The organism is Vibrio marisflavi CECT 7928 (assembly GCF_921294215.1).
Classification (GTDB): Bacteria; Pseudomonadota; Gammaproteobacteria; order Enterobacterales; family Vibrionaceae; genus Vibrio; species Vibrio marisflavi.
On the sequence record NZ_CAKLDM010000001.1, the window covers coordinates 834,058 to 860,545 of the forward strand.

The following is a 26,488-nucleotide window of genomic DNA, read 5'->3' on the forward strand; positions in this document are numbered from 1 at the left end:
TGGATAGCAAAAACACACACTTAACAGCAAAGTTAAGCTATCATGAAATGGTTGTGCGTAGGGAACATCAACCTTTACAGAAAACGAGACCAACAATATGAATAAGAGCTCGATTACACTGAACTGCGACATGGGTGAAAGCTTTGGTCAGTGGAAAATGGGGAATGATGAACAAGTCATGCCATATATCGACATGACCAACATTGCCTGCGGCTTTCATGCCTCAGATCCGCATATTATGAGTAAAACGATAGAACTAGCCATTTTGCACAACGTGAAAATTGGCGCTCATCCTAGTTACCCTGATTTGCAAGGCTTTGGTCGACGCTCAATGCATATTGAACCCATGGAACTGTCTGAAATTTTGATCTATCAAATCGGAGCGTTAAAAGCACTTTGTGAAAGCAAAAACACCGAGGTTAACTATGTCAAACCACACGGTGCTCTCTACAACGACATGATGAAGAATCATCAAATATTTGAAGCTGTGGTTGATGCTGTTTCATGTTTTGCCATCCCGTTAATGATGATGGCAACCATGGATAACCAGAGATTTCTTGATATTGCAGATAAGTATGAAGTACCGCTTTTATTTGAAGCTTTTGCTGACAGAGCATATTTAGGTAACGGTTCGCTGGCTCCTCGAAGCCAAAGCGGTGCTGTATTAAAACATGAAGACGATATCTTGGGGCAAGTTCAACAAATAAGTCAGTACGGGAAAATCACCAGTATTGATGGTTTTGTCGTACCAATAGAAGCCGATACCATATGTGTTCATGGTGACAACGAAGACTCCATATTACTTATAGAAAAAATTAAACAAATTTTGGAGAACTAGGTGCCATTGACCTATCAAATAGAAATCATTTCAGAATGTGCGTTGATGATTCGCTTTGAGGACCAAGATAACGATGGTGGTGAAGCTCTTTCACAGCACATAGGAAGCGTTACATCGTCACTTCTATTTCATCTAGAGCCATATTTGATGAATGTGACACCATCATTTCACTGTATCCTCGTCGAATACTTTCCTCACCGAATTCAGTATGATCAAATTGCAACACGCATACACGCCATTTTGCCTAGCACGCAAAAGCTATCTGAGCTAACAACACAAACCATAGAACTACCTGTTTACTACAGCCTAACTACCGGTCCAGATTTAAAAATCTATCAAGGTAAAGGAATGTCTGTGCAAGATGTTATCGAAGCGCATACAAAGCAAACCTACTCTGTTGCTGCTATTGGCTTTGCGCCAGGGTTTGCGTTTTTAGCCGGATTGTCTCCTGCTCTTCAGCTCGCCAGAAAGTCAACACCACGATTGTTCGTACCTAAAGGTAGTGTCGCGATTGCAGAAAACCAAACCGCCGTGTACCCCAATAACTCTCCGGGAGGATGGAATGTTATTGGTAACTGCCCCGTATCCCTTTACGAGCCTAACCGACAACCGATGCTCTCCTTTTCGATTGGAACGAAGGTACAATTTTACTCTATAGGTGAAGAGGAGTTTTTGGAGCTAGGCGGCCAGCTATACAAGGATTGGAATAGTGCAAAATAGTGAATTTGGCTTACGTGTCATCAAACCCGGAGCGCTTACGTTGGCGCAAGATATAGGGCGTTTCGGATTCACGCAGTTTGGTATAACTCAAGGTGGAGCAGTGGATGACTACGCGTTTAGTTGGGCTAACCACCTACTTGGCAATGAGCCAAATTCAACTTGCCTAGAAATAACATTAGGCCAAGCAGAGTTCGAGATCTTGTCTGACTGCATGATGGCAATATGTGGTGGAGACTTAGGTGCTAAGCTAGATGAGCAACAATTAGTAAACTGGGGCACTTTTTTCGCTCGCAAAGGACAAATACTCAGTTTTAAACTCCCCCGAAATGGCTTACGCTCCTACCTTTCAGTGAAAGGCGGTTTCAATATCCGACATCATTTAAACAGCACCGCATGCGTAGAGAAAGATAGATTAGGTGGGTTAAATTTAGATGGAAAGCAAATTGCTGTAAATGACCAGATAGCGTTCAACCAGCAACAACAAGTTCAACAAAAGCCAGTTCAACTCACCTTTCGATTTAAACCAGATTACAACTTGCCAATAACGATTCGAGTCATAGAGGGGTATCAGGTCAAACAGTTTGATAAACCATCACTTCGCAGCTTTTACACTCAGAAGTTTACTGTTGAACAAGATTCAAATCGCATGGGCTACAGGCTATCTGGGTCAACGCCAGTATCGCCGCCAATTCAGCCAATTTTAAGCGAGGGAATTGCATTGGGTTCGATACAAATTCCTCCAGATGGTGAGCCTATTGTTCTCCTCAATGATAGACAAACGATTGGTGGATACCCCAAAATCGGCTGTGTTGCCAGAATGGACTTGCCAAGGCTTGCCCAAGCAAAGCCTGGACAATCCGTACGTTTTATCCGCGGAAACTTACAAAAAATGCAGAATACGTGGTGTCAATGGGCCAACTTTTTTGGCTATTAAAGCTTCCCAGAAAATAAACTGTAAGCAACATGGAAGCATTCAACGATATAACTAATCTGAAATACACGATACGGGTTTAGGATCCTGAGCAAGATTCGAGTTTGTATATTGCCAAACCAGATGAGAATTCCAGAATTTGCCACTCTCGTCGACATTTTCCGAACTAGACCAATATGTCCTATCAACAGGCCAGCCGTAGGTAGTGTACAAGTTATCAGCGTTTATTAAGTTGTCATCAGCAAACCCTTCTAACTCGGTTGACGTCGGCAATCGCCAATCGCTTCTTCCACCAAAGTTCATAGAAGCCAAATCTTCACAATATCGATAAGCTTGTCCACCTTCAGCAGACGGCCAATTATGACCAAGCAAATCAAACTCTACAAATATTCCAGAAGGGCCAAGAACGTCCGACTCGTTGTAGGTACGCGCGTAAGTTTTCCCTCCTGAATCACCAGTAGACTGAGTGTAACCAAGTAAATTTATTAGTGCTAAACTCGGAGTTGACGTAAACCACGAACCACTACTATTTGTTGCAACTTTTAGACACTCGCCAGTTGCATTAGTGCTATCTGTATCATTGACACCTGTTCCGCACATACTGAACAAGCTCACTTGTATGCTTGTGTCTCCGCTTATTGCACCGAGAGTCGCTGTAATTGTCGATGTTCCTGAAGCCACAGCAGTCGCTAAACCTGGATTTGTATCTCCTGAAGTCTGGATGGTGACATAACTCGTTACACTACTCGCCCATGAAACAGTATTGGTTATATCTTGGTTACTCGCATCGGTATATGTGCCTGTTGCTGTCATTTGTAACGTGTTACCTATATTTACTATTTGCGTCACTGGTGTGACAGCAATACTCACCAGCTCAGCCGCAGTGACGGTTAGCGTGGTATCTCCGCTAATTCCACTTACCGTTGCGGTAATCGTAGCTGAACCAATAGCTACCCCTGTTGATAAGCCAGGAGTAGTGTCACCCGATGTTTCAACGGTCGCAATACTGGTTGCTGAACTTGTCCACGAAGCTACTGTAGTCAACGTCTGTGTACTCGCGTCTGTATACGTTCCTGTTGCTACAAACTGCTGAGTTACGCCTTTGGCAATACTTGGCGTCGCTGGTGTCACATCGATACTTACTAATGTCGCAGCTGTAACCGTTAATGTTGCTGTGTTACTGATGCCACTCACTGTTGCAGTTATTGTTGACGAACCAACTCCAGCGCCTGTTGCTAAACCAGGGTTACTATCTCCTGATGTTTCAATTGTCGCTACACTAGTAGAAGAGCTGGTCCAAGAAGCCACAGAGGTTAACGTTTGTGTACTTGCGTCTGTATATGTGCCTGTCGCAACAAACTGTTGTGTCACACCTTTAGCAATACTCGGCGTTGCTGGCGTAACATCAATACTTACCAATGTCGCTGCTGTTACGGTCAATGTTGTGTTGCCACTAATACCACTTACCGTGGCAGTGATTGTTGCAGAGCCAACACCTGCGCCTGTTGCAAGCCCCGGATTACTATCACCGGCTGTTTCAATCGTCGCAATACTAGTTGAAGAGCTTGTCCAAGATGCAGTACTGGTTAAGATTTGTGTAGTAGCATCCGTATAAGTACCTGTTGCAACAAACTGTTGTGTCACACCTTTAGCAATACTCGGCGTTGCTGGCGTAACTTGTATACTCGCCAATTCTGCTGCTGTCACTGTTAACGTGGTATTTCCACTGATGCCACTCACTGTCGCGGTGATCGTCGTAGAACCAACACCCGCGCCAGTAGCCAAGCCAGGATCACTATCCCCCGAAGATTCAATAGTCGCTACACTTGTTGAAGAACTTGTCCACGACGCCGAACTAGTTAAAATTTGCGTCGTCGCATCCGTGTATGTACCTGTAGCAACAAACTGGTGTGTCACCCCTTTTGCAATACTTGGAGTCGGTGGCGTCACTTGTACACTCACTAGAGTTGCCGCTGTAACTGTAAGCGTTGTATCGCCACTAATACCATTGACAGTAGCGGTTATCGTAGCTGAACCTACACCTGTACCAGTAGATAACCCAGGTGTACTGTCACCAGAACTCTCTATTGTTGCAACGCTAGTGGACGAACTGGTCCAAGAAGCCGAACTGGTTAAAATTTGAGTGGTAGCGTCAGTGTAAGTACCTGTTGCAACAAACTGCTGTGTTACACCTTTTGCAATACTTGGTGTTGCTGGTGTCACCTGAATACTCACCAACGTCGCTGCTGTCACCGTCAATGTTGTATTACCACTGATTCCACTCACTGTAGCCGTGATGGTCGTTGAACCGACACTTGCCCCTGTTGATAACCCGGGGTTAGTGTCTCCAGTTGTTTGAATCGTGGCAATGCTAGTAGACGAACTGCTCCAAGATGCGGTGCCAGTTAATATTTGTGTCGTTGCATCTGTGTAGGTGCCCGTTGCAACAAACTGCTGAGTTGCCCCTTTGGCAATGCTTGGCGTTACTGGCGTAACTTGAATACTCACTAACGTCGCCGCTGTAACTGTTAAGGTAGAATTTCCACTGATACCACCAACCGTCGCAGTAATGGTAGTTGAACCAACGTCAACACCAGTCGATAATCCAGGCGTACTATCTCCTGCGGTCTCAATAGTCGCGACACTTGTAGAAGAGCTTGTCCATGAAGCCGTGCTGGTTAAGATCTGCGTAGTTGCATCGGTATACGTACCTGTTGCGACAAATTGTTGGGTGACCCCTTTGGCAATACTTGGAGTCACGGGCGTAACTTGAATACTCACTAATGTTGCCGCTGTCACCGTCAGCGTTGTATCGCCACTGATACCGCTGACTGTTGCGGTAATAGTGCTAGAACCTACACCAACACCGTTCGCCAAACCTGGCGTGCTATCACCCGAAGACTCGATAGTAGCAATACTGTTTGACGAACTTGTCCACGACGCCGTATTTGTGAGTATTTGTGTTGTCGAATCTGTATACGTGCCCGTTGCTACAAACTGCTGAGTTACCCCTTTCGCTATGCTTGGTGTTACTGGCGTAACTTGAATACTCACTAACGTCGCCGCTGTTACCGTTAGAGTCGTATTACCACTAATACCATTGTATGTAGCAGTCACCGTTGTTGAGCCCACTGCGACTCCAGTTGAGAGTCCCGGCGTGCTGTCTCCTGTTGTTTCAATTGTTGCCACACTCGTTGAAGAGCTGGTCCAAGAAACGACATTAGTTAAAATCTGAGTGCTGGAATCTGAGTAGGTGCCTGTTGCTACAAATTGTTGGGTCACTCCTTTTGCGATACTAGGAGTAACAGGCGTGACTTGAATACTGACCAAAACCTCAGCCGTCACATCTAACGTAGCATTGCCACTTATACCATTTACCGTTGCCGTGATTGTCGTTATCCCCACATCAACACCTGTGGATAAACCCGGCGTGTTATCCCCTGATGTCTCTATCGTCGCGACACTCGTTGCTGAACTTGTCCATGATGCACTACTAGTTAATATTTGGGTTGTTGCATCTGTATAGGTTCCCGTTGCAACAAACTGTTGTGTTACACCTTTAGCAATGGTTGGCGTGGAAGGTGTGACTTGAATACTCACTAACTCAGCAGACGTTACCGTGAGTGTTGTATTACCACTAATACCACTAACAGTTGCTGTAATAGTCGTTGTGCCTACCTCCACTGCATTAGCTAATCCAGGCGTACTATCTCCAGAGGTTTCTATGGTTGCAATGCTCGTTGATGAGCTTGTCCAAGTTGCAGAAGACGTTAAAATCTGTGTCGTCGCGTCCGTATAGGTTCCCGTTGCAACAAACTGCTGGGTGGCACCTTTTGCAATACTTTGCGTTGCTGGCGTAACTTGAATACTCACCAAAGTCGCGGAGGTGACGATCAAAGTCGTACTTCCACTGATACCACTTACTGTAGCTGTCACCGTTGTAGATCCGACTCCAACGCCAGTAGACAATCCGGGGGTACTATCTCCCGATGTTTCTATTGATGCAACACTGGTCGATGAGCTTGTCCAAGAGGCACTGCTGGTTAAGATTTGGGTCGTTGCGTCCGTATAGGTTCCCGTAGCAACAAACTGTTGTATCACACCTTTGGCTATACTTGGTGTTGAAGGCGTCACTTGAATGCTCACCAAAGTCGCTGCGGTAACTGCCAGTGTCGCATCCCCACTAATACCGCTAACCGTTGCAGTAATCGTCGTCGTACCTACATCAACACCAGTAGAAAGGCCTGGGGTACTCCCCCCTGTCGTTTCTATTGTTGCAACACTGGATAATGAACTTGTCCAAGAGGCAGTGTTAGTTAGGATCTGTGTGGTCGAATCCGTATAAGTACCAGTTGCGACAAATTGCTGTGTTACACCTTTGGCAATACTTGGAGTCGGTGGCGTGACCTGGATGCTCACCAATTCTGCAGAGGTAACCGTTAAAGTGGTATTCCCACTAATGCCACTAACCGTAGCAGTAATCGTCGCTGTACCCACACCAATTCCTGTGGCTAACCCGGGGTTACTGTTACCTGATGTTTCAACCGTCGCCACACTAGTCGACGAGCTAGTCCACGTTGCTGTGCTAGTGAGGTTTTGAGTACTTGCATCCGTATATGTACCGATTGCAGAAAACTGCTGTGTTAACCCTTTGGCAATACTTGGCGTAGTCGGCGTTACTTGTATACTGACCAAGGTAGCAGCCGAAACCGTCAATGTTGTACTTCCTGTTATTCCATCTACAGTCGCGCTAATAGTCGATGAGCCAGTAGCGACACCAGTAGCTACTCCAGGATTCGCATCACCCACACTCTCAATAGTTGCAACACTCGTTGACGAGCTACTCCAAGATGCCGAGCTGGTTAATATTTGCGTTGTCGAATCTGAATAGGTTCCCGTTGCTACAAATTGTTGCGTTACACCTTTGGCGATAGTTGGAGTAGTCGGCGTCACTTGGATGCTGACAAGTGTTGCGGCTGTGACCGTCAGGCTTGTACTACCACTAATTCCGCTGACCGTCGCTGTAATTGTCGTTGAGCCGACATTAACGCCAGTAGATTGCCCCGGCGTGCTGCCACCAGAGCTCTCTATTGTAGCGACGCTCGTTGTTGAGCTCGTCCAAGAAACACTATTAGTTAAGATCTGTGTGGTTGCATCGGTATACGTCCCTGTCGCAACAAATTGCTGCGTAACACCTTTTGCAATACTCGGTGTTACAGGTGTTACCTGTATGCTCACCAACTCTGCAGCAGTGACCGTTAAGGTAGTATTTCCGCTAACACCATCAACAGTCGCGGTTATGGTAACTGATCCAATACTCACTCCTGTCGCAAGTCCCGGAGTAGTGTCTCCAGTTGTTTCTATTGTCGCCACACTGCTTGAAGAACTAACCCAATAAACGCTGTCAGTTAAAAGTTGTCTTGTCGCATCAGTGTATGTTCCAGTCGCAACAAACTGCTGAGTTCCGCCTTTTGCAATGCTTGGTGTGGTCGGAGTAACTTCGATGCTGACCAACGCAGCAACAGTTACAGTAAGTGTGGCTGTGCCACTAACCCCATCGAGTGTTGCAGTTATCGTGGCTGAACCCACACTCACACCAGTTGATAGCCCAGGTGTCGTATCTCCAGCCGTTTCAACAGTTGCAATACTTGTTGAAGAGCTTGTCCAAGACACGCTGCTCGTTAAGATTTGAGTGGTCGAATCAGTGTAAGTACCCGTTGCTACAAACTGTTGTGTGCTCCCTTTTGCGATACTCGGGCTAGACGGGGTAACTTGTATGCTAACCAAGGTAGCGGGTGTGACAGTCAATGCGGCACTGCCACTGATGCCGTCGACAGTAGCAGTGATAGTAGCAGAACCAACGCCCGCACCATTAGCAAGACCGGGCGTTGTATCTCCTTCTGATTCAATCGTAGCAATACTAGTTGAAGAACTTGCCCAAGACGCAGAGTCTGTAAGAATTTGAGTAGTTGAGTCGGTATAAGTACCAGTCGCAACAAATTGCTGGGTTACACCTTTCGCAATGCTAGGAGTCGGTGGCGTCACCTGAACACTGACCAAAGCCGCTGGCGTTACCGTTAACGTCGTCGTACCTTTTATGTCATTTACTGTGGCGGTAATTGTCGCAGTGCCCTCACCGGTTCCCGTCGCTAACCCCGGATTAGTATCAGAAGAGCTTTCTACAGTCGCTACACTTACAGAGCTACTCACCCATGATGCGACACTAGTTAGAATTTGCGTTGTTGAGTCTGTATATATCCCGGTCGCGACAAATTGCTGTGTCACCCCCTTAGCAATACTAGGCAACGGTGGTGTAATTTGAACACTTACTAACTCCGCTGCTGTAACAGTTAACGATGCGCTACCACTGACAGCTCCAAGTGTCGCAGTAACCGTCACTGATCCTGTTGCCAATGTGCTGGATAATCCAGTGTTAATACCTCCAGACTCGATCGTTGCTATTCCACTATCACTGCTGACCCACGAAACAGAACTGGTCAATATTTGTGTCGTAGCATCTGTGTAAATACCCGTTGCCACAAACTGTTGTGTCACACCTTTTGCGACGCTAGGTGATGGTGGTGTGACTTGAATACTAACTAACGTGGCTGAAGTAACTGTTAAAGAAGCGCTGCCACTAATAGCGCCAACCGTTGCTGTAACTGTCGTTGTTCCTGTATCGACACCTAGAGACAGACCCGGCTCAGAATCTCCATTTGATTCAATAGTCGCAATACTTGTCAGTGAACTCGTCCAACTTGCTGTATCTGTTAGGATTTGTGTACTGCCATCAGAATATATACCAGTAGCAACCAACTGAGTAGAAGTCCCTTTGGCAATGTTATTTGTTGGAGGGGTTACCTGAATGGATGACAGTACTGCACTGGTCACTTTTATTGAAGCAGAACGACTCGTAATGCCGTCTTTGGAAGCTTGTATAGATGTAGAACCAACACCGACACCAGTAGCTAAACCAAGTGTATCCACAGTGGCAATACTTGTACTCGCGCTTTCCCACACCACACTGTCGCTAATATCAGCCGTCGTTAAATCTGTATAAATGCCTGTTGCCTTAAGTTGTACGCTAATACCGTTAGGAACTGAGTTAAAAGGTGGTGTCAACTGGATTCGTCTGAGCTCAGCAGCGGTAATAGAAAATTCAAGCTCATTACTCGTAATACCATCATGGGTAGCAGACACAATACCAGAGCCAATTCCGTGGCCATCAACCTTACCTTTGGTAATAGTCATATGAGTAGTGTTCGAGTTGTTCCAAACAGCGTCTTCGGTGACGTCAGATGTTGTACCATCGCTGTATATGGCGGTAGCAGTTAATTGCTCATTGTTGCCTTTTGGCATCGAAACTTTGGTGCGATCGCCCCCTCTAGTAGACACTAGAGTCGAGGAGAGCTGAACTGAAACCAGTCTAACTGTTGTATCTGTGTTTGAGTTATCACTAAAGCCACCTTCGGAATTACATCCTGCAAGAATGGATACAACTAGTAATAACCCTATATTTTTAATAACCTTAATCAATGCTAGGCCTATCTAAAACTACTACTCAGTAACGTTTTAGTTTTCCCAACCCCATGCAGCGATAAATTGCGTTGCCTGACTTCAATACACCTACTTTTTAGTACTACTTATCTAAGTAGAAATAGGCATAATTGGCATTCCTATAGTCAGCTTCACGAACATTCTGCCCACGAAGTGTCTATCCCTTTACTTTCTATCTGCTCTACTATGGATTGAGCTCACTGAAACGAAAGCAACCGGTTGTATAGTTTTGTTCCAATTAAATCAGCATGAACTATTACTTGAACATACTGGTTCCTGTTTCTACCTAACAAACTGACAGTAATGGTATTTCCATTAAACTTTATATTTTCTTTAGCAAATTCTATTTACTACTGATAGCATTTATATGGTTAGTTCTATTTCTCATTATTTTCAGTAGCTAACGGCGTTAAAAAAACTTCAACCCGTCTATTTTTTACTCTCCCTTCTTTTTTGTTATTTGAAGCAATCGGGTTATTCTCTCCTTTTCCTATTATTATTAACCTATTGCGAACAACACCTTTCTCAATCAATAAATTCGCTATTTCATTGGCTCGCTTTAAGGAGAGGTTTAAGTTGTATTTCTTATTACCAATCGAATCGGTATAGCCAACTACTTTTATATTTCCATTCTTATTCTCTTGTAGTAACTTGCTAATCTGGCTAAGCTTTTTAGATATATCCGAGTTGGGTTTGTATTTATCAAAGTCAAACACCGATAACGTATATAGGGTAGTAACGGTTTTTTTAACTTTTATCGTTGTATTTGAAACTTCGCTGTTATCACTTGGGACTACTATATCTATACTTTCAGCAGCAATTTTTGGTTCAGTTTTTCCAGATTCATTTTGTTCGTCTTTGCTGCTAAGTAGCTGGCTTTCGTCTTCAACTTCAAACAGGTAAGCAATACTCAGAAGAAGTTGGTGGTTGTCATATTCACCAGTCGTGCTATTGCCAATTCCATATTGAAATGCGTATCCTGTCGTTAACTCTATCGTGGGTAAAATTCGATAGCTCAGTCCTATACCCATTGAGGGAGACAAACCATTCGCGTCTATTGTTTCTAGTGACGAAAATGTTTTGGTCAAATCCCAATAGCTCAGGCCAAATCGACCATATACATTCAAACCATCTTGTATCGGCCAATCGTAACGAGCAGAAAAGTTAATAAACTGATTGTTAATTTTTACTTGAGGATTCGTTGTTGTTAACTCATTTTGATACTGGTAGCCAGCTTCGAGTCTCCAACTAGGGTCAAGAAAATACCCTCCAAAGATACCCCACAAACCACCGCTGGGATCTGATTGGTTCAAACTGCTATCATCTGCGATTTGATAACCACCCTCTACACCAACTGACATAGTTGGCTGAAACTCACTCCCCTCTTTTGCCCACGCAACATTTATGGTGAGTACGCAATAAAGAAATGCTTGAGTAACAAAAACGAGTGTAGTTTTCATAAGCTTCATATTTACAAAACACCCTGAATTAACATTTAACAAATTCAAATCAGACTAGGCGAAAATCATCTATTTAATAAGCCATCTGTTCTTCTAGCCAATTATGTTTATTACATACTTTGATCTTGCTATTGCTTGCATTCTCTGCTGACTCATACCGCTCACCAAACAGCAACTGTTTATTAATATGAAACTCGTTTTAATACTTTACACTTAAATCACTAAATCCCTTCTAATAGTTTGGTTTAGATTAATACATCTAGAACAATAAATACAATGGAATGATTTGAATTTTTAAGCACTCAATTGCTTATTTGCATCTATAAACTGTTTATTCATGGTAAATAGATGAATTATCTAAGCATTTTATAGAGACTTTAAAAGTATATATTTAGTGATTATCTTATTTTTGAGACACAGTCTTAATATAGAAAACGTATTTTTGGGTGGCAATAAGTTTCATAGCATTCAAGTAACCGAAAAGTTATTCATGTTCCTTAAAACTTTTCAGATGGCCTTTGCCCTTTTTGTCCACATCACGAACTCAATCAACTTTCTCCAATAGATAGATTATCTTGTTTAAACGCCAGCGTTTTTTTTCAGTTGACAAGAGATATTCACCAAGTCATCATATCGCCATTCGACGATTAACTATAAAAAAGCGATGAGCACTTCATGTAATTCGATTAGTAATCAAGCCTTTTCTGCTACAGAGGCTGAGCTAACATCAGAACGAAACTTAGCGTCCCTGGCGAAAGCAATCTCTCACCCAGCTCGTATAAGGATTTTAAAAATTCTTCTCACGTTAGACAATAATAATGGCTGTCTAAACAGTGATTTGGTGTCTGAGCTTGGATTAGCACAATCAACCGTATCAGAACACCTTAAGATACTAAAACTATCAAATTTGATTACCGCTGAACCTATTCCTCCGAGAGTATGTTATCGGATAAATCGTGACACTATTAATCGATTCAGCACCACTTTTATCGAGATTTTTCAGTAATGCGGATGTGAATTCACATCCTACGACCAGTCAATCGTCTTTCGACGATTTACGATTAGAGTAACCAAAATGAACTTAGAATCTTCCCCTAAACTTGGATTTTTAGACCGTTATTTAACTTTATGGATACTTATAGCGATGGCTATAGGTATTTTGATAGGAGTACTCTTCCCCGGTGTTCAACAACTAAACGAGCAAATGTCTGTTGGAACAACAAACATTCCCCTAGCCATCGGCTTAATCTTAATGATGTACCCTCCTTTAGCGAAAGTGAACTATCGACTGCTCGGGCAAGTCGCGAAAGACAAGCAAGCCATCACTTTATCACTGATAATGAACTGGATTGTTGGCCCCATACTAATGTTTATCCTTGCTATCACCTTCTTGCACAACCACCCAGAATACATGATGGGAATTATATTAATAGGATTGGCGCGCTGCATAGCGATGGTACTTGTATGGAATGATATCGGTGGAGGAAACAGAGAATACGGTGCTGCGCTGGTTGCATTAAATAGTATCTTCCAAATAGTCACTTATAGTTTCTTAGCATGGCTATTTATAACCGTTCTCCCACCGTATTTTGGGATAAAAAGCGTCGATATTCATGTCTCGTTTGTTGACGTAGCAGAAAGCGTACTAATTTATCTAGGTATCCCTTTTGTTGCGGGCTTTTTAAGCCGTGAAATACTAGTGAAGTATAAAAGTGAGCAGTGGTACAACAATGTCTTCATCCCAAGAGTATCTCCGATCACACTCATTGCTTTACTTGCAACCATCGTAATTATGTTTAGCTTAAAAGGAGAAATGATAATTGATCTACCTATGGATGTATTTAGGGTAGCGATTCCACTAGCGATCTACTTTGTTGTTATGTTTTTCGCCAGTTTCTATGTTGGTAAGAGATTAGGAATACCATTTGATAAAAATGCATCAATAGCCTACACCGCGACAGGAAATAACTTTGAGCTAGCCATTGCCGTTTCCATTGCAGTTTTTGGCATTAACTCAGGACAGGCATTCGCAGGAGTTATTGGACCACTAATCGAGGTGCCTGTACTAATCGCTCTAGTTAACATATGCCTAAGGCTGAAAAAACAGTATCGGGCCGCGACTGCCTAGTCATTCATGCTTATTAAAAACTTCAGCTAGCTGTATCGGATAGCCTCGTTGCTCGGCTAATTCAATCGCTAACTGCTCAACCTGCGCCTCAGTCAGTGACATTGTCACTGATTGGGACAACTTAATACTTTCAGCACTTGTCCTGACTAAATTCCAATGTTGGATTATTTTTCTTGCCGCTTCTATAGCAGATGAGCCTTTCACTACTTCAATACGAGCATAGTTATGATCAGCAAATGATACATCAGCAGATCTTAGAGTGACGTTGTCACCTGGTATTTGTTGGGCTCCATATAAAGGTTTACTCAGCCTCTGAGCTGAAATGTAGCTAGGAATGAACTGGCTCAAATGCTGTATCGCTTTATTGGTTCTTACATCGATGACATCGTTGCTCCAGCCTTTGTCAATTTTCTTTCGGAAACGCTGTGGTAGTGTCGGCTGTGATGATTTTTCGCATGAAGACACAAGCCCATCTGAAAACAATGTAATCTCTTCCGTCATTCCATGTAGCTGAAAAACACCATTTGGATAAGGCGTTAGCTGAGCCATACCATTTTTTGTTCCTCTTACACCGTGGAAAATAACCTCGGGCCACTTCTGCTGGCAATCTGGCCACTGCGTAACATAGGCGGCCTTAAACTCTACCAGTCGGTCAGAGCGGTGACTCACAAGATCATCTATTTCTCCTGTCTGGAAACCGCACGCATTAATAAGATAGTCTGCATACATAAAGCCCATTTCGCCCGAAGGCTCTCGATATTCTAATCTCCAACCTTGCTCATTCTTGGTTACGTTCTCGAGTTTACTATTGAGATGCACTTGGCAATTAGCGTAATTTTCCAAAGTTAAAGAAACGCTAGCTGCAACTCTAAACAGGCTCCAACCGTATTCCTGAACAGCAATTACAGGATACTTGATGCTTTCTAAATCAACGTTTTGAGCAAACGGTATTACCCACTCATCGGTCTCATTTGGCCGAGAAGGTTGCTCCCGTGAAGCTAACCTTTCGAGATCGGATTTTGTGTACAGCCGATAGTAGTCTTGTGGTTCACCTAGCACTTTATTGTTAGGATCTTGATTGACTAAATCCATATAGGCAGCAGTAACCACACGCAATCTAGCAACAAGGGATTCTGTCGTACCAGCATCTTGCTTTGGTACCGCGATAAGGGTGGGTCTTATGTTTAAGGTATGGGGATAAAAGCGAGCGGTATCAATAGACTGCTTGAGCAAATCAACACATTGTGTTTCTGATATTTCACGGTATAAGTTGCCACCAGCATGCAAATGACAAATAGGTGGGCCTGCTACCAAACTTGTACCCTTTTCGAGTAAAGTTACATTGACTCCCAATTCAGCTAAATGCATCGCAACCGTGGAGCCAGCTATCCCTCCACCAATAATGGCAAAGGTTGGTTTCGATGATGTGAAACTGTTCAACAAATCATTAACTACACATAATTACGTTGCACACATTGTATTAAAAGCCATTGATTAAATAAATCTCATTTTTGATGTGGATATAAAAGGCTACTGGTAATTTAGGTGCAAAAAAACTGAAATTTTTTCTTGACTGGCTATCCCATTAGAGAGAAATAAACTTGTTTTTGAACAGCAAAACTAGCGAAGCCATTGGCATAAAAGGGGTAGCTTGAAATCAATAGTTATCTACAGGGTAAGTTATCCAAAACTTTATCCACTGATTTTGTGGATAACTGGATAAACTATTCAATATTCACCATAAAGAAAGCCCCTAGGATGGGGATTAATGTACAAATATCCAGTTCATTCGCAAAAGGAAATCGCTGATTAACACGCAAACGTTTACATTGATTAATATGAATACAAAAGCGTCACTACACTCCTGAATACTTCAGCGATTCTCTATCCATTTGAGATTATTTTTGCATGGGCTTGAGCAACTTTTTAATCAACCCATTCACGACAATCATCAAAATAAACACGGTCAATATCGGTAGGATTAACCACATATGATAATGTGGGGAAGTTGTCACTTCAAAACCGAACTTCATGATGCCTTTGACGACCATTTCAGCAGCACCTGTCGCAATACAACCAGAAATAAGCGCCATCAGTCCAAATTCTGCCCATAGCGTGCGCACTACTCGATTTCGGCTGGCCCCTAAAGTGCGGTATAGTTGTATTTCTTGCTGACGCATTTCTACACTCAGTTTCAACAGGGTAAATATGAGCAGCAACCCCGCAATCACACCTAATGCAGCGAGACCAGAAATCGCCAATACAATTTGGCTTAATAAATCACGAATTTTTTCTCCCATCAGGCGTATATCCATCAAGCTAACTGTTGGATATGTCCGTGATAGCTCGCTAATTAACGAATTGTCACTGTCGTCTAATCTAAAACTTACCAGCCAAGACATTTGTATGTCCTTAAGTACATCTGGCGTAAAAATGAAGTAAAAGTTTAGCTTCATATCACGCCATTCAACATCTCGAATACTGTTTACTTTGGCGTTAAAACTTTGTCCACCAATAGAGAATGTTAAGTTATCACCAATTTTAAGCTTCAACGCCTCGGCTACTTCTGACTCAACTGAAACCCCATTAGTTTTAGTCCAACTACCTTTAACTAGTTCATTGTATGTAGGCAATGTATCTGCCCAAGTAAGATTTAATTCTCGACGTAGCGCATCTGTATCCTCTTTGCCTTGCGTGATCTCTTTTGCATCCACGCCGTTTATTTTTGTGAGCCTCCCACGAATGATAGGATACGCTTGAGAGCGGCTTATTTTCTCAGAATCGAGTGTGCCCAAATATGCCTCTTTCTCGTATGGGGCGATATTAAAAGCAAACGCATTTGGTGCGTTCTCAGGCAATACTCGATTCCAGTCCGTCAGCAAGTCAGTGCGTACCAGCCAAATAATGCCAAGCATCATTAAAGACACCGCTAAGGCGCCAAACTGGATTCCACTTGTAAGCCTAGAACGATTGATCCGACTTACTGCAAGTTTAAAAGAGATGGCAAGTGGCAGTTTTACCATCAGTTTTGTAAGAAACAGGCTTAATGAAGCTAAAACAGCAAACAAAGCAACGATGCCTCCGAACACCAGCCAAACCAACACGTTGTTGTGATAAACAGTAGCCATCGGAACTAGTGGGACTGCGATTAGAACCAGATTAAGAACCCGAAATTTACTTGTTTGCTTAGGCTGCATTACTTCAAGTGCACTGACAGCTAATAGCCTATTTAACGGAATGCCCAATGACGGAATAGAAATAAGGATACTGGTAGAGACTGCAACGACTGCCGGTTTAAAACCATAGCTTGGTAATGGCTTAGGCAAAATATCTGAGATCGGTATACGCAAAAGGTACTCAATTAATATTCCCAGCGACACTCCAAAAACTATTGCTACAACTAGTAGTATCAGTACTTGTATAGAAAGCCACATTGCTAGCCAATTTTTGCTCGCCCCTAAACTCTTTAGCATTGCAATAGTTTTCAAACGAGATGCCACGTAATGCTGGCAAGTGAGCACTAATGTCGTCGCTGCCATTATCACAACAATAGCTACGGTTAGGGATAAGTACTGCTCTGTTCTCTGAAATATCTCATTGGTTCTGCTGCGACTACTTGTATCTCTCCATCGATCGCTTGCTCCTAACTGAACCGATGTCTTCAAGTTTTTTATTGTTGAATCATTGCCCGATAGAAAAAGGCTGTATCTCACCCTACTTCCAATCTGAATCGCACCCGTAGATTCGACGTCGTTTTGATGGATAAGTACTGTCGGCATCTGCTGAAATGGGTTAAAGCTCAGCCCAGGTTCATCAATAATTTTACCTGACAAAACAAAATCAGCATCGCCTATTGAAATAGTGTCACCGGGTTTAACTTTTAGTTGCTCAATTAATCTCTCCTCCATCCACAATTGCTTTGGAGATACTTTATGTTGTTCTGTTTTCCCATTACCGAGTAACAAATTGCCTAGAAGCGGGTAATTCGACTCTACTCCTTTTACCGTGACGAGCTGCATTTGTGCATCACTAAAAGCCATTGTGTTAAAGCGCGTCATCTTGGAACTAGACAAGCCCAAAGTGGCGACAGACTCTAATAGCTGGTTTGAGAGAGGATTGGCTGAAATAAATACGCTGTCAGCTGATAGCGCTTCTTTACCTTTTTTAACGACTACCTGTTCAAGCCGCTCTGCAAGTGCAGTCAAAGCAAATATCGAGGCGATGATTAAAATTAGTGACACAGAAATCGGCCAAAGTTGACCATGCCATATCTCTTTCCAACTCCAAGTAATTATTCTTGCAAAACTATTGTGACGTTTTGGCATCTCCATTAAGACACCTCCAGCTTTCCTGCGCTCATATGAAAAACGCGATCACAACGTTTTGCGAGTACTAGATCATGTGTCACCATGACCAAGGTTGTACTATGTTGTTGGTTAAGTTCGAAAAACTGATCGATGACTTTTTCGGCCGTGTGTTGATCTAAGTTACCTGTAGGTTCATCTGCAAACAAAACTTTCGGTTCAATCATGAATGCTCTAGCAAGCGCAACTCTCTGCTGCTCTCCTCCTGAAAGCTGGCTCGGAAGGTGATCTAATCTGTTTCCTAGCCCGACAGAGGTTAATAGTTCAACTGCCCTTGCTGTATTTTCTTTCTCCCCTTTTAGTAAACACGGCAGAGTCACGTTCTCAATAGCGGTTAAACTTGGAATCAACATAAAGCTTTGAAAAACAAACCCAACGGAGTGGCTACGGATATATGCTCTTGCTTCTTCGTCAAGCAGGGAAAGGTTTTTGCCTAATAGATGCACTTCACCTGCCGTTGGGGCGTCGAGCCCTGCAAGCAAGGTCATTAACGTTGATTTTCCAGCCCCAGAAGCACCAACAATTGCAACACTTTCTCCACTACTTATCTCTAAATTTACATCCTGCAAGATTGTTAAATTTTCTCGACTGGTAGACACTGTTTTACACAGTGATTTTGCCTGAATAATGGATGTTTGCATGATTCGACTACTTTCCTTAGTACTTGTTGTAACGTTCTCGAGCTACGCAAGCGGCTCAACACTACTTATATTAGGCGATAGCTTAAGCGCGGGTTACCAAATGCCTATTGAAAAAGCGTGGCCTAGCCTGTTAAGCCAATCGCTGCAAGAAAAAGGAAAAAACGTCACCGTAATCAATGCTAGCATCTCAGGAGATACCTCCGGCAATGGCTTAATGCGCTTACCTTTATTACTGCAGAAACACAAACCCGACACAGTCCTAATTGAGCTTGGTGCGAATGATGGGCTAAGAGGGTTTCCATTAAAGGTACTGCAATCTAATCTATCAACAATTGTACGAAAAATCCGCGAAGAAGGTTCAAAACCAATACTGATGCAGATCCACGTCCTACCTAACTATGGAAAACGATATACAGCCGCCTTTTCAAAAGTTTACCCAACAATTTCAAACAGTGATGGAGTTCCATTGATACCATTCTTCTTGGAAAAAGTTGTAACAAAGCCTGAATGGATGATGCCCGATGGGTTGCACCCCACCGAACACGCACAGCCATGGATTGCTGAATTTGTTGCCAGTCAAATAAGTGAATATCTGTAGATTTAATGCCGTAGCTCAATAAACTAAGCATTTTGTTAAGTTATTGTGAAGCAACACGGTAACTAAAGGTACTAGGTATGATCGTTGAACCAGTGATTAAGGGCGTTGTCGCCAAAACTGCGCATCCTATCGGCTGTGAAAAGTCCGTGGTGGATCAAATTAACTATATTAAATCCCAACCTGCGATTCAAAATGCTCCGAAAAGAGTACTCATATTAGGCGCGTCTTCAGGGTTTGGTTTAAGCTCGCGCATTGCTCTTACATTTGCAGGAAATGCCGATACGATTGGCGTTTCGTTTGAAAGATGCCCATCAGAAGGCAAAACTGGTTCCGCAGGTTGGTACAATAACGCTGCTTTTAAAAAGCATGCTGAGGAAAATGGCAGAATCGCCGTTAATATTCAAGGGGATGCTTTTTCTGACGATATACGCGATCAAGTGGTTGAAGCTATTGAAACTTACTTTGAAGGAGAAGTTGACTTAGTCGTATATAGTTTAGCGAGTGGTGTTAGACCAAAGCCTGATGGAGAAGGCATGTGGCGCTCATGTATCAAACCGATTAACGCATCCTATAAAGCCAATACTATCTGTCTAGAAAACAATGAATGGCAATCACACACACTGCAACCTGCCAGCAACGATGAAATTGAAAGCACTGTAAAAATCATGGGAGGTCAAGACTGGGAAAGCTGGATTGATACCTTGATAAATTCAGAGTCCATTGCTGAAGGTTTCAACACTGTTGCTTTTTCTTACATAGGCCCAGAATCAACCCACCCAATCTATTTAGATGGAACATTAGGTAGAGCGAAAATCGACTTACACCAAACAAGTCACTCACTAAATTTAAAGTTGGCCAACTTTTCTGGTAACGCGTACACGACGGTATGTAAGGCACTTGTCACCAAAGCAAGTGTATTTATCCCTGGCTTAACACCATATCTCATGGCGCTGTATAAGGTCATGAAGGAAGAAGGAAGCCACGAAACGTGTATGGAGCAAATGTATCGTCTGTATGCCAACAAGCTCTATACAGAAAACCAAAAAGTTCCTGTCGATGGCGAGCGACTCATCAGAATTGATGATTGGGAAATGCAATCCAAAATACAAGCTCAAGTGAATGAGATTTTGTCTAAGATGGACCAAAATAATTTTGCTGACTTAGCTGATTATCAGGGCGTTAAAGATGAGTTTCTCAAAATTAATGGGTTTGCACATCCAGAAATCGACTACTCTAAAGACGTAGACATAGATATTTAGGCTTATTTCCAATTTAACTTTACTCACAGGCAGCTGATTTCTATAATCGCTGCCCTGTTTTTATACACGTGAAGCTCGCCATGGATCAGTTGATTGCCAAGCTAAAAAAGCTTGAAAAGCAAAATTATCGTTCTTATCAAAAAATCAAAGGTCACTATGACTTTAAAGATTTCACTTTGTTTATTGATCAAACCCAAGCAGACCCATATGCGCCAGCTTCAAGGTTTAGAGCAATTCGTCCGTGGTCATTAACTGATCTACAATGGTTGCAAGAGAAGTCCACCGATTATCAAATTGCAGCCAGAGACTTTATCGCTCGTCAATTCGCAGCACTAACCTTGAATGACAACGCCATTAATATCTTTATTGGTGAGCAAGTGATTTTAGACTCTACTTCCGTCCAATTTACTGATGAAGGGATAGAGCTTCGCTTTAAAGTCGATTTACCAGCAGATGGTCGCAGCATATTAGCTAAAAAGGCCCTAAACCTAATTACGTTCCACTTGCCGAAAATCATTCGCCGTTCGACTATTGCGCGTGAACTAGATATAGATGCACTGAAAAATCATTGTGAAATCTACGAAGATCAACAAAGCTTGCGAAATCAACTCAGTGAACGTGGCCTAGTTGCGTTTGTCGCGAATGGCAGTATTTTACCCCGTTTATCAGGGGCATCCGACAAGCCGATGAAAGAAGCAATTCCATTTGAGTCACCAGAATCGCTTTGTGTAGAAATGACGGCACCAAACCAAGGAAAAATCACTGGACTAGGTATTCGTAAAGGTGTGACCCTTATCGTGGGCGGAGGATTTCACGGTAAATCAACTTTGCTACATGCTATTGAGAAGTCGATATACAACCATATTCCGGGTGATGGCCGAGAACGAATTGTCTGCGATACTAATGCAATGAAAATTCGAGCTGAAGATGGTCGATGCGTACACAATTTAAACCTATCTAATTACATCAATCATCTACCAAATGGTAGCGACACAGAAAACTTTGTCACTCAGGATGCTTCAGGGTCTACCTCGCAAGCAGCTTGGCTACAAGAGTCTATCGAATCTGGCGCTTCAAGCCTTTTAATTGATGAAGATACGTCTGCTACAAACTTTATGATTCGCGACGAAAGGATGCAGTTACTTGTCGAAAAAGCAGCAGAGCCAATTACTCCACTTGTCGATCGCGTAAAACAGCTTAATGAAATGCTGAATGTGTCTACGGTCATCGTTATGGGCGGATCTGGAGACTACCTAGATGTCGCTGATACTGTGATTCAAATGCATAACTACCAAGCAGTTGATGTGACAGAAAAAGCTAAGCAAGTGGTAGTCGCTCACCCAAATCAACGTAGCTTTGAAGGTGAGTCTGAGTTAAAGGCTGTTTCATCACGTTCGTTTGACAGTGCATGTCTGCAAAAGATATTGGCAGAAGGTAAATTTCGCATAACGGCAAAAGACACATCATCTCTGCGTTTTGGTAAAGAATCTGTAGATGTCTCTGCGTTAGCACAGCTAGAATCTCATACTGAACTCAACACGATCGGTTGGCTATGGTTCCAGCTTGCACAGCTAAATGGATGGTCAAGCTGCCCAACTAAAGAATTCGATTCGTTTCTAAATAGCAATTGGGCTTACTCTCTTCCAAACTATATCGATGCAAGTAAGCCAAGAACCATTGATGTTATGGCCACACTAAACCGCATGCGGAAAGCCCGTTTTAAAAACTAAAAGCCAAGGGGCATCAGTTCATTCTAATGCCTCAATACATGCCAAGCTTCACAGAGAACGCGGAATTTTTCGCTGTTTCCGTTTTCTCTGTCTGGGTGCCACTTGAGTGCTAACTTACGCCAAGTTTTTCTTATTTGTGACTGGCTCGCGTCATGTGGTAGTTTGAATAAACTCAATGCCTTAGCACGGTCCATATCCAAACCATTTGTACCACCCACATGCTTACGATATTTAGTCCAAAACTCGTTCAGTAAGCGCTTTACCTCTCCCTCTTCTGCTTCATAGTTATGCCACTGAATATAGTAGTCACGTAAAGGATCTTCAGGATCGATCTCGCAACCTTGTATTGATGTAATAGGGAGTAGCACAATATCCATTGCTTCTACTTGTAACCATTTTTCTGGATACAAAGTTTCCTGTAATTGATACAGGGCATTCATAATAAGGAAGTTTCGTTTGAAGAGGTCTTTTTGCGGGGAAGGGTCAAGAACGGGAATGTAGCCTAAAGAACTGAGATGTGCTGCGAGTGTATGTACTTTCCATCCCGACGGCCTCTGTCGCAGTACTTCTAACATAGGCCACACCAAGGGATTTTCCATGTAAGTCTGGAATGTTGCGGTGAGTTCTTGCTGCTCTGACATTGTCTTACTTTTCAGTAGTGGATAATTAATCATTCAAATAGAACAACTCAGATTTGTCGAGAAGTTACGTAATTAACTTCGCTAGTTCATGATCTCGTCTACAAAAAAGCCGATGCATAAGGCATCGGCCAGATCTTGCTTTGATCTTTTTAGATCACAATACACCGAGCTCTCTTAAACGCTCTTTCAAATAGCTATCAGCTGTATACTTTTCTGACAATACAACTTCCGGCTTAGGGTGCAAAAATAGTGGCAAAGAAATTCGAGACTTTTCTTGGCGCTCACCAGTTGGGTTAATAACTCTGTGAGTCGTACTTGGGAAATACCCGCCAGATGCTTCTTGCAGCATATCACCTATATTTATGATTAAGTTACCAAAATCACATGGTACGTCTAGCCAATCACCTTCCTGTGATTTGACTTGCAGACCCGGCTCATTAGCAGCTGGAAGCACTGTTAATAAATTGATGTCTTCGTGAGCAGCTGCCCGAATAGCTCCTGGCTCTTCGTCACCTTTCATCGGTGGGTAATGCAGCACTCTAAGCAACGTCATTTCACTATCTTCCATCATTTTTGACAGTGAAATTGAAAACTTCTCTTGAACTTCTTTCGGAGCGTAGGATTCAACCCAACTTAGCAACTCAGATGCAAAATCATTCGCTTGACGGTAGTAATCTAAGATTTGATCTTTCAATTCTGGAGGAATTTGGCCCCAAGGGTAGACATGGTAGTACTCTTTGATGTCTTTAACCGTGTGCCCTTTTGCTACTTCAGAAATTTCAGCTGGGAAAAAACCATCTTGAGTTTCTACATTGTAGTGATAATCGTTTTTTGGACCAGAAGTGAAAAACTCGTACCAATTCTTGTAAATAGACTCAACAAGATCTTGAGAAATAGGGTGGTTCTTCAAAACACCAAAGCCAGTTTCACGTAGCGATTTTACAAATTGCTCAGCTGCATCAGGAGCACGATAGTCAACAGTTTCCAATTTCATAACATTACTTTCTTATATGTATAATTTGATTGACGATTCTAAAATCCGTGTAAAGGTAAATCAAACTATTATGAAATTAATGTGAAACCAACTGCAATGTTAGCGATCTAGTTAACATTTATCGAGAGATTAGAAAGGAGAAAACCAGCGTGAATACCTGATTTTCTCCTTGCGGCGCTAGCCTATTTTCGGTGGTACAAATGCAGTAAGCTCTAGGTCAGGTCCTGTGTATTTTTCAATACGAACTAGCGAAGAATTAGCCGCACACCCATTCGATAGGCGTGATGTGGGAATATCTAGAGTGAGCACGTTCGCTCCACCGTTTTTGCAAATACCTGTTTTTGCATCCAGATCTGGCCATGCGCCTTCATGAATACATACAGTTCCTTGCTTGATACGATCTGTCACGTACGCACCAACAAGCACTTGTCCCCGCTTATTGTAGGCACGAACCAAGTCACCATGGTTGATTCCGCGTTTTTTCGCATCTGTGACATTAATCCAAATTGGTTCTCGATTAGCTATCGCGTAATCCTCACGGATTTTAGCGTAGTTAAACTGACTATGTAGCCTATCCGCTGCATGTGAGGTCATTAATTGAAGCTCATCATCTTTGGCTGTACCCAAAAATTCATCAGGGGCCAACCAAGTTGGGTGCGGAGGACAGTCTTTGAGTTTGTAACCTTCAATCGTCTTTGAAAATATCTCAATCTTGCCACTAGGCGTACCTAACGGATTTAAAACAGGATCTTTTCTAAAATCATCATAACGAACAAACTTTGCCGCTTTATCGTTGTATTTCATCTCGATTAACTGGTTTTCACGCCAGAACTCTGAAAAGTTTGGCATTGCTACTCGAAGGTTACGACCACTCTTTTGCGCCGCTGTATAAAACTGATATAACCACTCCATTTCATTTTTGCCTTCGGTATAAACTTCTTTCCCGCCGGGCTTTAGGAGTTCCGCCATGTCAGAGAAAACCTCAAAATCGCTTCGAGATTCCCCTTCTGGCTCTACCACTTTTTTCATCGGAACCAAATGCTGATTTGAATAATCCCCTGTCATCGTTAAATCATTACGCTCAAACGAGGTTGTGATCGGAAGAACAATATCTGCATGCTTAGCAGCAGCTGTCCAATAAATTTCCGAAATAACAACCAGCTCTGGCTTTTGCCACGCTTTAATTAATCGGTTTGTATCTTGATGATGCGTGAAGTTCCCACCACCTGCCCACCAAATCAATTTGATATCAGGATAAGTAACTTCATGTCCATTATGGAAAATCGTTTTCCCCGGACTCTCAAGAGCATCAACAATCCGAGCAACAGGAAATGCTGCAACAGACCCTTTCGATGGCCAAGTAGGATCACTAATGGCCGCTGTCATTGAAGGCAACACGCCAGCGGTTCTTGCTGGATTACCGCCATTTGAGTAGTGATAAGAAAAGCCAAACCCACCACCCGGCAAACCAATTTGCCCAAGCATTGATGCCAATGTGACTAGCATCCAATGGCGTTGTTCACCAAACTGTTGGCGCTGCAGTCCCCAACCCGCCATCAACATAGTGCGGTTTTTGCTGAATATGTCTGCCAAGATCTCGAGTTGTTTCGCAGGTACACCACATACAGAAGATGCCCACTCTGGCGTTTTCTCAACTCCGTCTTCTTTACCGAGTAAATACGCTTCAAATTTGTCAAACCCAACCGTATATTTATCGATAAATTTTTTGTCATGCTGTTTTTTGCTGATCAATGAATGGGCAATACCCATCATCATAGCAACATCAGTAAAAGGATTAGGCGCAATCCATTGTGCTTTGTCACCAAAGAACTCTGCAGTTTCAGATTTCATTGGGTCGATGACAATGATAGTTTTGCCTGATTTTTCCAACTGATGGAAGAACTCTAGCCCAGAACAATCGGTGGATGACCACGCAATTCGTAATGTGTTAAGCGGGTTCAATCCCCAGATAACAACAACGTCACTGTGCTCCATGACCATAGGGAACGTTGTTTGTTGCTCATAAACCTCGATCGAGCCAACAACATGGGGCAGAATGATCTGTGCAGCTCCTGTCGAGTAGTCACCCATTCGGTCTGTATAGCCACCCGCCATACCCATATAGCGCTGTAACAACGTTTGTGCTTTGTGCAACACGCCACTTGAGCGCCAGCCATAAGAACCAGCATAAACCGACGAAGGAGGATTCTCCTTACGTATTCTCATGTGCTGCTCATGGATCAATTGATACGCTTTTTCCCAAGAAACGCGAACATATTCATCTTTGCCTCGAACACCTTCTGGGTTACTTGGATTCGCTAAAAAGCCCTTACGTACATAGGGAAACTTGACTCTAGCCTTGGTATAAACTTGATCCGGGCCAGTCACTTGCAAAGTATTTGGTACCGTTTGAGCTAGCGCATTGGTTGAGGAGACTAGCTTTCCTCCTTGCACTTGGCAAAGTAACGGCCCCATTCTACCCGCGGTAAGCACTCCAAAACCTCTACCGCTTTTTGCAGTAGTCGCATAAACAGGAGAGATTGAAGTTATCGCCAACGCTCCAGCTGTTAGGCCAGTACCTTTAAGAAATCTACGACGAGAAATATCTTTCATCATTCTGCCCTCCA

At 43.0% G+C, this 26,488-nt stretch carries 16 protein-coding genes; 8 read left to right on the forward strand and 8 right to left on the reverse strand.

What is annotated here, in order from left to right; genetic code table 11:
- The first annotated feature begins 97 nt into the window (after positions 1–97).
- From L7A31_RS03765 to L7A31_RS03775, 3 genes are read left to right on the forward strand one after another with little or no spacing between them, the layout of a single operon-like run.
- Positions 98–838 (forward strand): 5-oxoprolinase subunit PxpA, encoded by a 741-nt coding sequence (locus L7A31_RS03765; RefSeq protein ID WP_237360161.1) that lies wholly within the window; start codon positions 98–100, stop codon positions 836–838.
- Positions 839–1,558, forward strand: a complete 720-nt coding sequence (locus tag L7A31_RS03770; RefSeq protein WP_237360162.1) for a 5-oxoprolinase subunit B family protein — start codon at positions 839–841, stop codon at positions 1,556–1,558. It abuts the gene before it with no gap.
- Positions 1,548–2,492, forward strand: coding sequence for a 5-oxoprolinase subunit C family protein (locus L7A31_RS03775; RefSeq protein ID WP_237360163.1), 945 nt, complete (start codon positions 1,548–1,550; stop codon positions 2,490–2,492). The genes L7A31_RS03770 and L7A31_RS03775 overlap by 11 nt, the downstream gene beginning before the upstream one ends.
- 51 nt (positions 2,493–2,543) lie before the next feature.
- On the opposite strand, the gene L7A31_RS03780 is transcribed toward L7A31_RS03775, so the two are convergent.
- On the reverse strand, positions 2,544–10,025 hold the full coding sequence (locus L7A31_RS03780) for an Ig-like domain-containing protein (RefSeq protein ID WP_237360164.1): 7,482 nt from the start codon (positions 10,023–10,025) through the stop codon (positions 2,544–2,546).
- Between the two features lie 398 nt (positions 10,026–10,423).
- Complete coding sequence (locus L7A31_RS03785; protein ID WP_237360165.1) at positions 10,424–11,506, reverse strand: OmpA family protein; 1,083 nt, start codon at positions 11,504–11,506, stop codon at positions 10,424–10,426.
- A 664-nt stretch (positions 11,507–12,170) separates the two neighbouring features.
- On the opposite strand from L7A31_RS03785, the gene L7A31_RS03790 reads away from it, so the two are divergent.
- Positions 12,171–12,512, forward strand: coding sequence for an ArsR/SmtB family transcription factor (locus tag L7A31_RS03790; protein ID WP_237360166.1), 342 nt, complete (start codon positions 12,171–12,173; stop codon positions 12,510–12,512).
- Positions 12,513–12,581: 69 nt separating this feature from the next.
- On the forward strand, positions 12,582–13,634 hold the full coding sequence (gene arsB / locus L7A31_RS03795) for an ACR3 family arsenite efflux transporter (RefSeq protein ID WP_237360167.1): 1,053 nt from the start codon (positions 12,582–12,584) through the stop codon (positions 13,632–13,634).
- On the opposite strand, the gene L7A31_RS03800 is transcribed toward arsB, so the two are convergent.
- From L7A31_RS03800 to L7A31_RS03810, 3 genes are all read right to left on the reverse strand, one after another.
- Complete coding sequence (locus L7A31_RS03800) at positions 13,635–15,077, reverse strand: FAD-dependent oxidoreductase (protein ID WP_237360168.1); 1,443 nt, start codon at positions 15,075–15,077, stop codon at positions 13,635–13,637. It abuts the gene before it with no gap.
- Between the two features lie 455 nt (positions 15,078–15,532).
- Positions 15,533–17,965, reverse strand: coding sequence for an ABC transporter permease (locus L7A31_RS03805; protein WP_237360169.1), 2,433 nt, complete (start codon positions 17,963–17,965; stop codon positions 15,533–15,535).
- Entirely contained in the window at positions 17,965–18,639 is a 675-nt protein-coding gene (locus L7A31_RS03810) for an ABC transporter ATP-binding protein (protein ID WP_237360170.1), read from the reverse strand. The genes L7A31_RS03805 and L7A31_RS03810 overlap by 1 nt, the downstream gene beginning before the upstream one ends.
- On the opposite strand from L7A31_RS03810, the gene L7A31_RS03815 reads away from it, so the two are divergent.
- The 3 genes from L7A31_RS03815 (at position 18,638) to L7A31_RS03825 (ending at position 22,226) form a co-directional block, all read left to right on the forward strand.
- The gene (locus L7A31_RS03815; RefSeq protein ID WP_237360171.1) at positions 18,638–19,237 is read left to right on the forward strand and encodes an arylesterase; all 600 of its coding nucleotides are present in this window, start codon (positions 18,638–18,640) and stop codon (positions 19,235–19,237) included. The two genes, L7A31_RS03810 and L7A31_RS03815, sit on opposite strands and share 2 nt — an antisense overlap.
- A gap of 77 nt (positions 19,238–19,314) precedes the next feature.
- Complete coding sequence (fabV, locus tag L7A31_RS03820) at positions 19,315–20,496, forward strand: enoyl-ACP reductase FabV (protein WP_237360172.1); 1,182 nt, start codon at positions 19,315–19,317, stop codon at positions 20,494–20,496.
- Positions 20,497–20,576: 80 nt separating this feature from the next.
- Positions 20,577–22,226 carry an ABC-ATPase domain-containing protein gene (locus tag L7A31_RS03825; protein WP_237360173.1) on the forward strand — a complete coding sequence of 550 codons (1,650 nt, stop codon included), beginning with the start codon at positions 20,577–20,579 and terminating at the stop codon, positions 22,224–22,226.
- Positions 22,227–22,249: 23 nt separating this feature from the next.
- On the opposite strand, the gene L7A31_RS03830 is transcribed toward L7A31_RS03825, so the two are convergent.
- The 3 genes from L7A31_RS03830 to L7A31_RS03840 form a co-directional block, all read right to left on the reverse strand.
- Positions 22,250–22,867, reverse strand: coding sequence for a DNA-J related domain-containing protein (locus tag L7A31_RS03830; protein WP_237360174.1), 618 nt, complete (start codon positions 22,865–22,867; stop codon positions 22,250–22,252).
- A gap of 154 nt (positions 22,868–23,021) precedes the next feature.
- Positions 23,022–23,861, reverse strand: coding sequence for an isopenicillin N synthase family dioxygenase (locus tag L7A31_RS03835; protein WP_237360175.1), 840 nt, complete (start codon positions 23,859–23,861; stop codon positions 23,022–23,024).
- A gap of 177 nt (positions 23,862–24,038) precedes the next feature.
- Entirely contained in the window at positions 24,039–26,474 is a 2,436-nt protein-coding gene (locus L7A31_RS03840; protein WP_237360750.1) for a molybdopterin guanine dinucleotide-containing S/N-oxide reductase, read from the reverse strand.
- Positions 26,475–26,488 lie beyond the last annotated feature (14 nt).

Bases quoted from the DNA above. Each gene is read 5' to 3' on its own strand.
- L7A31_RS03805 (WP_237360169.1), bottom strand. From the start codon at position 17,965: ATGGAGATGCCAAAACGTCACAATAGTTTTGCAAGAATAATTACTTGG.
- arsB (WP_237360167.1), top strand. From the start codon at position 12,582: ATGAACTTAGAATCTTCCCCTAAACTTGGATTTTTAGACCGTTATTTA.
- L7A31_RS03840 (WP_237360750.1), bottom strand. From the start codon at position 26,474: ATGAAAGATATTTCTCGTCGTAGATTTCTTAAAGGTACTGGCCTAACA.
- L7A31_RS03830 (WP_237360174.1), bottom strand. From the start codon at position 22,867: ATGTCAGAGCAGCAAGAACTCACCGCAACATTCCAGACTTACATGGAA.
- L7A31_RS03790 (WP_237360166.1), top strand. From the start codon at position 12,171: ATGAGCACTTCATGTAATTCGATTAGTAATCAAGCCTTTTCTGCTACA.
- L7A31_RS03785 (WP_237360165.1), bottom strand. From the start codon at position 11,506: ATGAAAACTACACTCGTTTTTGTTACTCAAGCATTTCTTTATTGCGTA.
- L7A31_RS03810 (WP_237360170.1), bottom strand. From the start codon at position 18,639: ATGCAAACATCCATTATTCAGGCAAAATCACTGTGTAAAACAGTGTCT.
- fabV (WP_237360172.1), top strand. From the start codon at position 19,315: ATGATCGTTGAACCAGTGATTAAGGGCGTTGTCGCCAAAACTGCGCAT.
- L7A31_RS03825 (WP_237360173.1), top strand. From the start codon at position 20,577: ATGGATCAGTTGATTGCCAAGCTAAAAAAGCTTGAAAAGCAAAATTAT.
- L7A31_RS03815 (WP_237360171.1), top strand. From the start codon at position 18,638: ATGATTCGACTACTTTCCTTAGTACTTGTTGTAACGTTCTCGAGCTAC.
- L7A31_RS03765 (WP_237360161.1), top strand. From the start codon at position 98: ATGAATAAGAGCTCGATTACACTGAACTGCGACATGGGTGAAAGCTTT.
- L7A31_RS03835 (WP_237360175.1), bottom strand. From the start codon at position 23,861: ATGAAATTGGAAACTGTTGACTATCGTGCTCCTGATGCAGCTGAGCAA.